Here is a 12631-nt window from a genome sequence, read left to right on the forward strand (position 1 = left end):
GCTTGATACCATGTGTGAAAAGCGTGCACTCCCGGGTGAGCATGCCCGCGACCATACGGATCACAATGGAAAGGGAACCTCGTGGATGGCCTGGGAAACTGATGGCATCAAACCTAGGCGCACAGGAACATCATAGAGCCTGCCGCCGCCAAACCGAGGCTTGGTAGGACGAAGTCCAGGTACAAACACTCGTGCAACAGGCGATTCGGCGTTGTGCGTCAGGTTGACCGCGAAGATCTCAAGTTCCTGCTCGTGGCAGATGTCGAGGCAATAGTTCCAATCCAGTCGCAACTCGGCCGACGAGGCCTGAACTGCTGAATTGCCGGAAAGGTGAGGAAGGCGGTGAATGTTCTCGTCCATGTGCCACCGATAGAGGTGCAGCGCGCCGGGGGTAAAGGCCGCCGTGCCGGACGTATCGGCATTCCGTTTGAGCAGGGTAAGGTTCGCCTCACATTCCGCAAGTTCCCCCACCGCGCGCCGGGCCGCCTCCGACATGGATCGTCCGGCCGCGAATCCGAACGCAATCGCGCCACCCCCGATGTGATGAGAAATTGCAGCGACAATGGGGATGGGCAGGTCAAGCGTCAGGAGCAGAAGCCGCAATTCGCGGTTCTGCGTCTGCAGCCAGTCGGCGTATTGGGACGCCAGTCCATCCGACAGCGAAGTCAGGTCTATCCGAGGCAGAACCAGCCGATTGTACCACCATATGGCTGTTGCATCGCGCTCCACGACTTCGCAGAAGCCGCGCACGACCGCGTCCTCTATGCTCGATCCCCTCGCAAGACCATTGGAGTCCGCCGGGGGCAGACCTGATGACTCATTGTTGGGATACCCGAGAAAGCACAATCCCGCAGGCACCCAGGCCTCGCTCGTGCTGAAGCGCGGATCGCTCCGGATCCAGTCCAGCGGCTGCGACCTGTGCCAGCGGATCGGGACCGCGCGGCTATCATCGATGTTTTTGTTCCAATGCAGCCGCTCGCGATACTGCGCATCACTGAAAAGTGTGAGTGCAGGCGGCTCGATCACGCGCCCGCGTAATTCGCCGGCGCGGGCGCGTGAGAGTCGCTCATGAGGAATCATCTGGGCGAAATAGGTTTCATCGGCCTCATACCCGCAGGCGGTTGCCGCCTCCTGGGTGGTGTTGCCCCACCCTGACACAAAACGAGAAGGTCTGGCCCCTCGGACGGGACCGACCGCGACCGTGATCGGGCATCCGAGCGTGGGATCGGTGATCACGATGGGGCCGTAAACCAGGCTTGACCCGCCGGCCCCTGCCTCGGACCCCTGCCGCTCCGGCATTATGGACCCTTCACCCAAGCACGGCCCTCACTGTTCAATCCTCTACACCAAATGCTCATTCGCACGCTGACACGCACTGGAGTATGATGCAAACTCCTGCGAGACGCTTCGATATCGTCAAGCCGACGTTGAACATAATATAACCCGCCGAGGGAGAGAATGAACGCGGGCGACAGCAATCTTCAGCGACGTCTGACGGCTATCCTGGCTGCTGACATGGTCGGTTACTCGTCGCTGATGGCCCGCGACGAAGAGCGCACCTTCGCGCTCGTCAAACATCTCATGCAGGACGAAATAGAGCCTAGGATCACGCAGCACCGGGGACGGGTTGTGAGAACGACCGGAGACGGGATGCTCGCCGAGTTTCCAAGCGCTTTCGGAGCCGTGCAGTCAGCAGTGGAAGTCCAGGAACTGCTTGTCGGCCAGTCTTCGGGGAAGGCTAGCCAGGAAATTTTTCTCCGGATTGGGATCAACTTCGGTGATATCATTGTCGATACCGATGGCGATGTGTTTGGAGATACCGTCAACATAGCCGCGCGCCTCGAACAGTTCGCAAGCCCGGGCGGTATTTGCCTTTCCGGAAAGGTGCACGACGAAGTTCGCGACAAAATTAATCTTCCGTTTGAATATTGCGGCGAACAGCATCTCAAGAACATTCCACGCCCGATTTCCGTATACTCGTTGTTCCAAAAGCCCAAAGGGCTGCCACCTGCATCGACTGCGCAGGTGGCTGGTCCGAGCAAGCCCTCCATCCTCGTTCGCCCGTTCAAGAGCGCGGGCGACGTCCAACCCTATTTCAGTGGCGGCTTCACCGAAGATATCGTCACGGAACTGACGCGCTTTACTCAGTTTACGGTTGCGTCCCATTATACGTCGACGCGGCTCAAGGATGTGGACCTGGTCGCGGATAGCGGCGTGGATTTCGTCATCGAAGGCGGCATCCGCCGCATGGGCCGGCGAATGCGCATTACATGCGAGCTGGTCGACGCAACCTCGGGCGAGTGCTTGTGGGCCGAGCGCTACGACGGGGACGAGCAGGACATCTTCGATGTCCAGGACGAACTGATCGGGAAGATCGTCGGGACCGTTATCGGCCGTCTTACGGCCGCCGGCGCCGAGAAGGCGCGGCGTAAACCACCTGCCAATCTCGCGGCCTATGAGTGCGTGCTTCGGGGCAATGCCCTGCCCCTGGGCGACATCGCGGCCGAAATGGAGGCTCGACAATGGTATCAGCGGGCGATCGAGCTCGATCCATCCTACGGGCGCGCGTACGCCAAGCTCGCCCACTATAAACAGCTTGAATGGTTTCGCGACATGGGGCCGTCGGATGCGGTGCTTGCCGAGGCTTATGACATCGCCAAAAAAGCGGTGGCGCTTTCCCCCAATGATCCAGTCTGCCTGAACATACTGGGCTGGGTGCTCCTCCACCGTCGTGATTTCGACGTCGCATCTCAGCTATACACACGCGCGCTCGAACTCAATCCGCACGATCCCGAGCAGGTCTCCTATCAAGGGACTTATCAAACATTTGCCGGCGAGCCCCAAAGCGCCTTGGACTGGTTCGAACGGGCGCGAGTGCTCGATCCCCTGTACGAGCCTTCATGGTATTGGCCGTTCCGCGGTCTTGCCCATTTCATTGCCCACCGTCCGGACAAGGCAGTTGTCGATCTGGGCCGCTCGTCCACCATGCCGACCTGGGTTAAGGTCTATCTGGCTGCAGCGAACGCCCTGCTTGGCCGAAGCCAAGAGGCGAAGAGCTACACGTTGCTGGTTCTGCGTGGCGCACCGGAGTTCTCCCGGCGGCGGTTCGCCACCAAGGAACCTTACAAGCTGGACGGAGACCGCAACACGCTGCTCAACGGCATGCGGGAAGCGGGATTGCCCGAGTAGGGACTGGCGACTATCTGCAGCCGAAGAGCACGGCCGTGGCTAGCTCGTCATGGTAGTGCCTGCCCTGGGCATATTTGTGATAGTCGTGGAGATAATCGATCAGATCGCCGCGGGTCAGGACCCCCCTCGGCACCTGGGGCACCACCACATTGATCAAGTTCGGTTCGTCCACGTGAACTTCGACAGACACTCCCGTTTCCACGATGTCTTCCAGCACGATCTTGAGATCACGCTTCAGGTCCGCATAGGCGGCAGCATCCGGGATCGCGTCGCCCCCGTCGAGAGGGTCATCCTCGTATTTTATGGGCTGCCCATTCAGATCTTCTATCGTCAGTGTCTGTGAATGTGGCGCTGTTCCGGCGGCGGCGGTCCGGACCCTAATGTTGCCGATGGCACGGCCTGCTTCCGGCCGAAGTCTGATAGTATCACCGACGGCGAAAATCTGCCGATCAATGGTAATTGTTAGGGGATCTGTTGAATCCATGGACAAGATACGTGACGAGGCCGGCAAAAGCTTGAGCCAGGCCCCTACGATCGCTGCGCCGATCTCTTGGACTTGCCGACCTGGCTTCAATTCTGCCCTGGGCATCGCCGAGGCTCCCCTCCGAGGTCAATGCAAATAGCCTAAACGCATTTTGCATCTGTCGCAAGCAATGCGCAGGCGGCATGCTCCCATCGACTCGATGTTTTCATGGACAGAAAGCCGTATTGGGAGCATTCTGATCCTCGCGGTATCAGTAACGACAGCCGGAGGGTGTACGAATGATACTTGCTCAACTTCGTGTGCTGTTGCTCGGCTGTCTCCTCGCCGTTGTCGGAACAGTGAGACCGGAAGCGTCAAGCGAGGAGGGCCTAACCGACAGCGGTGACATCGAAAAGACTTTCATCGTCGACATCGCCAGGGCGGCGGAGTTACGCAAGGATATCGGCGCGCTGAACAAGTTCATCGCAGGCAAGGGCAAGCTGGAAGCGGTGGATATGCCGGATATCGGTATCAGCATCGTGACGGGGACCTTTTCCGAGAGCGAGATCGAAGAGCTGCGCTCCAGGGGATATGAGGAGCCGGATCCTTTCGTGGTGAACCTGTTCGATGGTGCCAGCTGCGAGGGGCCGGAACTCCTGGGCATCTCGCCGACTGCGGACGTTGTCCCTCCCAGCGTCTGCAGGGTCGTCGGGTCACCACAGCCGGTGGCTTCAGGATCGCCCACCGTATGGATCATCGACAGCGGAGTGGATTGGAACGTTGTCACCGCCGGGCTCCTCAAGGTTCAGGAAGCCATCGATTGCACGAGCAGCCCATGCCAGACCGTGTCGAGCCTCGACGACACGGTAGGGCACGGGACGATGGTGGCAGCAATTATCGGCGGAAAGCGTGTCAAGCAGGGCGAACAGTATATAGGTCTGGTTGGTGTCAGCCCCGACGCCCCGCTCAAGATCGTAAAGGCCTTCAGTAAGCTGAAGACCGAAATTTTCGGCCCGCCTCTTCTCGCGCTTCGCTATGTTCGGGACAACGCGGTCGCCGGGGATATTCTGAACGTGAGTTGGGGTGCATTATATCTGGAGAGCACCAGACGCGGAAGCACGTTGCAAGATCTTAAGTTTCTCGACGCCCTTCTTTATCAGATCGCCGACCGTCAGGTGCGCGTTGTGATAGCTGCGGGCAACCCCCGGGAAGACGAAGAGGGTCCTTGGGTACAGTCTTATTTCCCGGCCAATGCGGCGACTTATTTTTCGCCTGTGACGACAGGAAACAAGGTGGGAGCGATATACAGCGCGTCGGCTTCCAACAGCGAATATATTCAGGTGGCAACTCCTGGGAAATGCCAAGGCATCAGCAACGCCTGGTGCGACACGCTATGGCGCAGGGGGGCATTCGGCGCGTCCTATGCTGAACCGGGCGTCAATGTCCTGTCACTGTGGAAGAGCCGAAAGAGCGGCAAGCTCCGGAGGAACATCTGTTCGGGCACATCTTTCGCAGCCCCGGCACTTGCCGGTCTTTTGGTTCGCAATGCGCAGCCGACTAACAAGGCTTTGACAACGGGAAGTCTTATCCCGAATACGGATCTGCTAGGGTATATGACCGCGGGTACGCCGGTGAACCCAAGTTCGGACGAGCCTAAATGCAACTGACCCGAAGGGCAGCGCTGCAAGGTTTGGCCTTGGCGTCCGCGTTCGGTAGCGTGCGTCTGGCCGGTGCCTCGCTTGTGGACGAAGATCCTCGCCTTCTGCTCGTCCACGTGCGTGGCGGACTAGATGCATTAGCTGCCGTGCCGCCCTACGGCGATCCGCATTTTGCTTCGGCGCGCGGGCCCCTCGTGCCTTTCCCGAACTCCGGCGTCGCCGAGATGCTCAAGCTCGATGGGCTCTTCGCGCTTCATCCGGCGCTCGGGCCCCTCCTGCCCTACTACTCGTGCGGCGAGTTGCTCATCGTGCCCGCGACCGCCATTCCGGATGCGGGCCGGTCCCACGCGGCCGCCCAGGCGACGCTGTTCGACGGCGATATCGACGGCGGCAGCGCCGGATGGCTCGACCGGGCTTCGTCTGTACTGTCGCGCCGGCAGAAGCCGGTGTGGCGGGCCAGACCGGCCGATCGATCGATGGACATGCTGGCCGATCTTGCGCTGGCCAATCCTCGGCTCGACTTCGTCCGTCTCTGCACCGAGGGCACTTGGCCGTCCGGCGCAAAGGCCGGCGAAAGCCTTCTGGAACAACATGCCGCATGCGACGCGGCTCGCTTCGGCGACGCGGCCAGGAGCGCGGCGCTTGCCCTGTCAGCTACGGGCGGACCGCGAATCGCGATGCTCGAGGTGGCCGGCTTCGACACGCATGTGGCGCAGGGAGCGGACTTCGGAAGGCTGGCGCGGAGTTTGAATGGGCTGGCGCAGGGTCTCGTTGCATTTGCCCAAGCGTCCGGGCCTGCCTGGAACAGGACTGCGGTGCTGGTGGTCACGGAGTTCGGCCGTTCCGTGGTGCCCAACACCGACGGCGGCACTGATCACGGCGTCGCGAGTGTCACCTTGTTAATGGGTGGCGCCGTTGCCGGCGGGCGAGTAGGCAATCGCTGGCCAGGTCTTGCTCGAGACCTGCTTCATGGCGGCACAGACTTGGCTGCTACGACGGACGTACGATCGATCATAAAGGGCGTGCTGACGGAACACCTGCGTCTTTCTGACCGAGCAGTGGCTAAAATTTTCCCAGGCGCTGCCGGGATACCGGCGATGCGTGGACTGTTTATCAGGAGCCGTTGTCCAGGCGGAGACTGCTTCGATGTGATCTCCAGCGCGGTTTAGCTTCTTATCCGCGTTTTCGTCGGCTACGGGGCACGTCGAACTGCAATACGCGACGCCTAATCTTAAGTGGCCGCTTCTAAGAAGCTTCCGGAATGACGGCTATTGTGAAGGGTTTCGAATGCCGGCCTCCAGCGCGGTCGCCTATAATGTCCAGTTTAAGGCAATGGCCGAGCTGACTTGAATGCCGAGACGAGGCGCAAAGCGGTCGTCCACGGCCCAAACCATGGAAGTTGTCTTGAGTCATGGCGTGACGTCGGCTGACTAACGAACTTCCCCCAAAGGGTCATCTTCCGCCGTGCCACACCGATACCAAGTGTCCGATCTTTCCACTGGCCCACGACTGCAAGGTCAACGTGCTACAGCATTCTTTGCGCGTCCAAAGGATGCGCGGCTCTGTAGACCAACAGCTTTGTCCCCCGAACTGTCCGCTTTGAACGCTTGAAGGGGCACTGTGGCTGTGCGATAGGCACTCCACGAAGTAGAGAACCTTGCGGAGAGCGCTGACATGGCGGGTGGACGGGGCCTTATGGCCGGCAAGCGCGGCCTTATCCTTGGCATCGCCAACAATCGCTCGATCGCTTACGGCATCGCCAAGGCCTGTGTCGACCACGGCGCCGAGATCGCGCTGACCTATCAGGGCGAGGCGTTCAAGAAACGCGTCGAGCCGCTTGCGGCGGAACTGGGCGCGCATGTCGCCGGCCATTGCGACGTGACCGACCCGGCCAGCCTCGATGCGGTGTTCGCCGATATCGCCAGCCATTGGGGCAAGCTCGATTTCCTCGTCCACGCCATTGCCTTCTCCGACAAGGACGAGCTGACCGGCCGCTATGTCGAGACGACGCGCGACAATTTCCTGCGCACCATGGATATTTCGGTCTATTCCTTCACCACCATCGCCAAACGTGCCGAGGCGCTGATGACCGAGGGCGGCTCGCTGCTGACGCTGACCTATTACGGCGCGGAAAAGGTAATGCCGCACTACAACGTCATGGGTGTCGCCAAGGCGGCACTCGAAGCCAGCGTGCGCTATCTGGCCGTCGATCTCGGCGCCAAGAAGATCCGTGTCAACGCGATCTCCGCCGGCCCGATCAAGACGCTTGCCGCATCCGGCATCGGCGACTTCCGCTATATCCTGAAGTGGAACGAATACAATTCGCCATTGAAGCAGACGGTCACGCAGGAGGAAGTTGGCGATTCCGGCGTTTATTTCCTGTCCGACCTTTCGCGCGGCGTCACCGGCGAGATCCATCATGTCGATTCCGGCTATCATGTCGTCGGCATGAAGGCGGTCGATGCGCCGGATATTTCGACCGTCAAGGACTGACGTCGCCGCCTGACCTCTTCCGGAAGACCTGATGTACCCGCTCGTCTATATCGTGCGCCACGGCCAGACGGCGTGGAACGCCGAGGCCCGGCTGCAGGGGCAGGCCGATACCGACCTCAACGAGCTTGGCCGCGAGCAGGCTAGCCGCAACGGGCGCAGGCTGGCCGAACTCATCGACAAGCCCGACGATTTCGACTTTGTCGCCAGCCCGATGCGGCGCACGCGCGAGACGATGGAGCGCCTGCGCGCGGCGATGAAGCTCGATCCGCACGCCTATCGTACCGAGCCGCTGCTCGTAGAATTGAGCTTTGGCGACTGGCAGGGTTTCACCTTTGCCGAACTCGAGGCGAACAATCCCGGTTCGACCAGGCAACGCCGCCTCGACAAATGGAATTTCCAGCCGCCGGGCGAGGGCGCCGAAAGCTACCAGATGCTGCTCGAACGGGTGAAGCCGTGGTTCGACGCGCTCGATCGCCAGACGGTCTGCGTGACCCATGGTGGCGTCATGCGCGCGCTGTTCCGCTTCGTGCTGGGGATGTCCGAACAAGATGCGGTCAGCATGGAAGTGCCGCAGGACCGCCTGCTCAGGCTGGACGGCCGGCGCCTGGAGTGGCTTGAGGGGTCAAACTCTTAACGATCAGCCCCTTCACAGGCATTGAAGGCAAGTCGGGACGATGCAAGGTGACCCGACCTCCAGATGGCGAGCCGCGAATAGCCGCTTTGCGCCGCATATCAGCCGCTCAGCATCCCCTCGCCATTGCCTGAAAGCGGACGTCGTCGACAGCGAAGTTCCGTTCGAGGGTACGCAAGGAGCGGCACTCGGTCTCAACTAATCGGGCGACTGCTGCCAGTTGGATTGCCTTGGCCCGTTCCATTTGCCGCTGGCCGCCAGGTCCAGCAGAGTTTCACGGCATAGGCCTCGACCGTCAGCGATTCAGCTGGCAAGTATCATTCTGTCATTTTGCGGCATCAAGCTCGGCGGGAAAGAGCTAGTTCGGCTGATGCGTGTCTTCTGAGGTGTGCGACCATACGCCTCTCGGTATACCTTCGAAAAATGCGATGCCGATACAAATCCGCACGCGACAGCGATGTCGACAATCGGCAGTTTGGTCTGAATAAGGAGCCCATCGGCATGCTCAAGTCTCAAATTCATGTAGTACCTAGCCGGCGAACAGCTGAACTCATTTCGGAACAACCGCTCAAGCTGCCGACGCGAGAGACGAGTAGCGGCAGCCAAAGCGCCCATTGGAATCGGATCTGCGAGATTTTCTTCCATCCTCCGAACAACATGCAGTACCACCTCGTTACATGGCCCTAGTCGTTTTGACAGAGGCAACCTCTGCCGAGCTGTTGCCCCCCGAATCTGGTCGGCGACGAGATGTTGACATACCCGCGCAAACACATCCTCCCCGAAGTCTCGGCCGATGATGCAGGCCATCATGTCTATCGAAGAGGCGCCTCCCGCCGAGGTGTAAATGTCTCCATCGATCTCGTAGATACCCAGACTGACGTTAACCCAAGTGTTATGCTCAACGAACGCGGGAAAATTCCGCCAATGAATGACGCATCTGCGGCCTTCAAGCAGGCCTGCCGTTGCTAGCACCTGAGCGCCGGAGGATAGCGCAGCGAGAACAACGCCGCGATGACTGCATTCTCGCAGCCACGCATCCACTGCACGATCGCGATACCTGTCAACATTAGGACCTGAGCAGACAATCACTTTGTCTGGACGCTTGCCGCCAACCAGGTAGGATCTCTCGCGATAAATCGAATTGACCGTCTGAATATCCAGACCGCAGCTTGCCCTGACGTCACTCCCGTCTGCAGAGAGAAGCCTCCAACTGTAAGCCTGGTAGCCCAAGACCAGGTTCGTAAGGCGGAACACCTCAAGCGCGCCTCCGAACGACAGAATATCGAACTCCGGTACCAGATAAAAAACTACATCTCGGGGTACGGTGTTTAAGTTGGCCACAGTTTCCCCTGGCATTTAAATCAGTTGGCCTTTTCCAAGCTCGACATAGATCCCGCAGGGTGTCGCTGGCAGCATCCGGTGTCCGCTGCGGCGGTAACAGGACTGGCTCGTCGACCGATCGATGAGCTGGAGCCGGACGGTCAACTTGGAAGGGACGCATACTGCGTGGCTATTGGAGCATGTCGGCGAGTTCGAGCAGGTTCTTCGCTTTGTAGTCCCAGCCGTCCTGTGCCTTCTGGTTACCTACCTTGGATGGGTCTTCAGCATTGGCGCGAACGATGTAGGCGGTCTTCAATCCGCAACGACGGGCCGCTTCCAGGTCGTAGTCATGCGCCGCCACCAGCATGGCATTCTCCGGCTGGACCTCGAGCAACTCGCAGGCCCGCAGGTAGACCTGCGGCATAGGCTTGTAAGCCTGAGACATATCGGCGCCAACGATAAAATCCCACGGCAGATTATTGAATTTCGACACGTTCACCAGAAGCCGGGCGTGTCCATCGGACAGCGGAGCGATTATGAAACGCGACTTTAAGCGAGAAAGACCTTCGCCCAAGTCCGGCCAGGGCTTCAGGCGGTGCCAAGACAGATTGAGGTCTTCAAGTTCCTCCGGTGGCAATGATGCGGAGGACAAGCCGAATTCCTCGAGGCTGGCAACGAGATTTTCTCTGTTTACCTGATCGAGGGAAACGAATGATCGCTCACCTGCCCGGATCGGGTCGACTGAAGCGTCGTAGCGTCCTACCCACGCGTCGGCAAAACGAGCAGGGTCTATGCGGCCAAGGTTGTGGCGTTTCAGAAACTCTCCGACCTCGGCCGTGATGCTGCCACGCCAGTCGACCATCGTCCCCAGGACGTCAAAGAACAGAACTTCAATATTACGCACGTTTTCTCCTTACGCCGTGAAGTCCAGGGCTAGCCGCGATATGAAGGGTCGTTTCTGTCCAATTGCCGCTTCAAGTAGTCGAAGTGCGCGAATGCCTGGTCATTGTAGGGAAGCCAGCCATCGGCTGTCTTCTGGGCGAGGTCGTCGGACATGACATTCAGAGGCTGGCCAGTTGAATATGCGAGCACAAGGATCTTGGCCGCGCGCTCTACGAAATAGAGGTCTTCAAAAGCCTCGGCGACTGTTCGGCCCGTGACCGTGACACCATGGTTGCCCATGATGATGACGCTCTTGTTGCCGAAAGCAGCCGCCAAGCGTTGCCCTTCGGCGGCATCGTCAGCAATACCGCCGAAGCCGAGATCAAACCCGAGCTTGCCAAAGAAACGGGCCGTGTTCTGGTCGACAGGCTTCATGTCAGGATCTTTCAGGCTGGCTAGCGCCGTCGTATACGGCGGATGGCAATGCAGCATAACCCTGACTTCCGGGCGCGCGCCGTGCACGGAACCGTGGATCGTCCACGCGGAAGGATCTGGAGCGTCAGGCCGAGTCATCACCTCGCTGTCGCCAGCGTTAAGAACCAAGAGATCGCTCGCCCGAATCTCCCCGAAGTGCCGCCAGCGTGGGTTCATGAGAAATTTCTTCCCGTCAGCGGAAAGTGCGGCACTGAAATGATTTCCCACCGATTCATGCCAATCGAACTGAGCTGCCAGACGAAAGGCTGCAGCAAGATCGACCCGAAGCGACTGTGTTTCTTCCGCAGTCAGTTCGGAGGGATGGGGATGGGCGTTCATGAACTCGCTCTGGTTAAGGTGTGCTTATATTGTAACTGTGGATCGGCCCTCGCTAGTTGCGATAATTGCGTTATTTGATTAGGTTTGGAAGATCTGAAAGTCTAATCTGACATAAGCAAGGGATTATGATATTGCGTCGACATCTCCCTCCCCTCCGGCTTCTGACAGCCTTTGAAACCGTGGTTCGTGCCGGCGGTGTCCAGAGCGCGGCGGCGGAGTTGAATGTCACGCAGCCCGCCGTCAGCCAAGCGCTTCGGAATCTCGAGGACCACATCGGCACGAAGCTGCTCGATCGACGGATGCGTCCTTCTGCGTTGACAGACGCAGGCCGGGTTCTGCTTCACGCAGTTTCGGACGGAATGGATCGGATCGAGAGCGCAATCGGAAAAATTAGAGCACTAGAGCGAAGCGAGCAGAACGTCGTTACGATCGCTTGCACCGTCTGTACTGGCACATATTGGCTAATGCCACGTTTGGCGACGTTCTACGCTCGACACCCCGACATTATTGTCCGGGTTGTACCAACATCCGGCAGCCCGCAGTTTACGCCCGAAGCCGACCTGGTGATTCGCTATGGGGCGGGCGACTGGCTTGATGGCAAATGCGAACCGCTGTTCGATGAGCGCTTGATCCCAGTCTGTAGCCCGAAGGCCGTTGAACGGCTCGGCTCTGGCAATTTCGGGCAAGCTACCCTCCTCCACGTTAATGCCGACGAGGAATTTTCGCCAGGCTGGGACGAATATTTCGACGCGGTCGGTCTACCGCATGACCGGGAAGGAGATCTCTCATTTGACAATCACGTTCAGGCAACTCAGGCTGCGCTAGCAGGGATGGGAGTGATGCTCGGATGGATTGCGAACACCGGTGACCTTGTCCGGGAAGAGCGGTTGGTGATCTTCCGCAATCAGTCCATCATCCCCGGTGGCGCCTACTACTTAATGAGCCCGTTGCAGAGCCCGAGCAAGCCCGCGTCCGAACTATTGGCGTCTCACCTGCGGACTTGCGTGGCCGCCTCGTAAATACGGTCATGAGCTGAATGGCTACTTTGCCAACTAGATGCTCGAAAGATGCCAGTCCGCTCCCGGCTCATTTCAGCCGTTCAGTGACAAGCATTCCTATGCCGTTCAGAGCGCTATGTGCTCGTTTCCACCCGCCGGCTTCGGGATGGATCGGCCGGAAAGA

The 12631-nt window shown here is 59.3% G+C and carries 11 protein-coding genes; 6 read left to right on the top strand and 5 right to left on the bottom strand.

The annotated features are described in order from the left end of the window. Window positions 1-60: 60 nt before the first annotated feature. The gene (locus AC0L2X_RS01700; RefSeq protein ID WP_473553367.1) at window positions 61-1236 is read right to left on the bottom strand and encodes a YcaO-like family protein; all 1176 of its coding nucleotides are present in this window, start codon (window positions 1234-1236) and stop codon (window positions 61-63) included. Window positions 1237-1458: 222 nt separating this feature from the next. Here AC0L2X_RS01700 and AC0L2X_RS01705 point away from each other — a divergent pair, with 222 nt between their 5' ends. Then, window positions 1459-3189: an adenylate/guanylate cyclase domain-containing protein gene (locus AC0L2X_RS01705; protein WP_473599233.1), complete on the top strand. Its 1731-nt coding sequence runs from the start codon at window positions 1459-1461 to the stop codon at window positions 3187-3189. 10 nt (window positions 3190-3199) lie between these two features. On the opposite strand, the gene AC0L2X_RS01710 is transcribed toward AC0L2X_RS01705, so the two are convergent. Next, window positions 3200-3778, bottom strand: a complete 579-nt coding sequence (locus AC0L2X_RS01710; RefSeq protein ID WP_473553370.1) for a hypothetical protein — start codon at window positions 3776-3778, stop codon at window positions 3200-3202. A 173-nt stretch (window positions 3779-3951) separates the two neighbouring features. Here AC0L2X_RS01710 and AC0L2X_RS01715 point away from each other — a divergent pair, with 173 nt between their 5' ends. The 4 genes from AC0L2X_RS01715 (at window position 3952) to AC0L2X_RS01730 (ending at window position 8437) form a co-directional block, all read left to right on the top strand. After that, complete coding sequence (locus AC0L2X_RS01715; RefSeq protein ID WP_473553372.1) at window positions 3952-5319, top strand: S8 family serine peptidase; 1368 nt, start codon at window positions 3952-3954, stop codon at window positions 5317-5319. Next, on the top strand, window positions 5310-6479 hold the full coding sequence (locus tag AC0L2X_RS01720) for a DUF1501 domain-containing protein (protein ID WP_473599234.1): 1170 nt from the start codon (window positions 5310-5312) through the stop codon (window positions 6477-6479). The genes AC0L2X_RS01715 and AC0L2X_RS01720 overlap by 10 nt, the downstream gene beginning before the upstream one ends. Window positions 6480-6984: 505 nt before the next feature. Beyond that, entirely contained in the window at window positions 6985-7803 is an 819-nt protein-coding gene (gene fabI, locus AC0L2X_RS01725) for an enoyl-ACP reductase FabI (RefSeq protein ID WP_352489596.1), read from the top strand. A gap of 31 nt (window positions 7804-7834) precedes the next feature. Next, on the top strand, window positions 7835-8437 hold the full coding sequence (locus tag AC0L2X_RS01730) for a histidine phosphatase family protein (protein ID WP_473553375.1): 603 nt from the start codon (window positions 7835-7837) through the stop codon (window positions 8435-8437). Between the two features lie 300 nt (window positions 8438-8737). On the opposite strand, the gene AC0L2X_RS01735 is transcribed toward AC0L2X_RS01730, so the two are convergent. From AC0L2X_RS01735 to AC0L2X_RS01745, 3 genes are all read right to left on the bottom strand, one after another. Continuing rightward, window positions 8738-9775 (bottom strand): GlxA family transcriptional regulator, encoded by a 1038-nt coding sequence (locus AC0L2X_RS01735; protein ID WP_473553376.1) that lies wholly within the window; start codon window positions 9773-9775, stop codon window positions 8738-8740. Between the two features lie 169 nt (window positions 9776-9944). Then, window positions 9945-10658, bottom strand: coding sequence for a haloacid dehalogenase type II (locus tag AC0L2X_RS01740; RefSeq protein ID WP_352807798.1), 714 nt, complete (start codon window positions 10656-10658; stop codon window positions 9945-9947). A 29-nt stretch (window positions 10659-10687) separates the two neighbouring features. Beyond that, window positions 10688-11449: a class II aldolase/adducin family protein gene (locus AC0L2X_RS01745; protein WP_352489600.1), complete on the bottom strand. Its 762-nt coding sequence runs from the start codon at window positions 11447-11449 to the stop codon at window positions 10688-10690. A gap of 131 nt (window positions 11450-11580) precedes the next feature. Between AC0L2X_RS01745 and AC0L2X_RS01750 the strand changes: the two genes are divergently transcribed. Next, window positions 11581-12468: a LysR substrate-binding domain-containing protein gene (locus AC0L2X_RS01750; RefSeq protein WP_473599235.1), complete on the top strand. Its 888-nt coding sequence runs from the start codon at window positions 11581-11583 to the stop codon at window positions 12466-12468. Window positions 12469-12631 lie beyond the last annotated feature (163 nt).

The organism is Mesorhizobium sp. WSM4828, assembly GCF_055811175.1.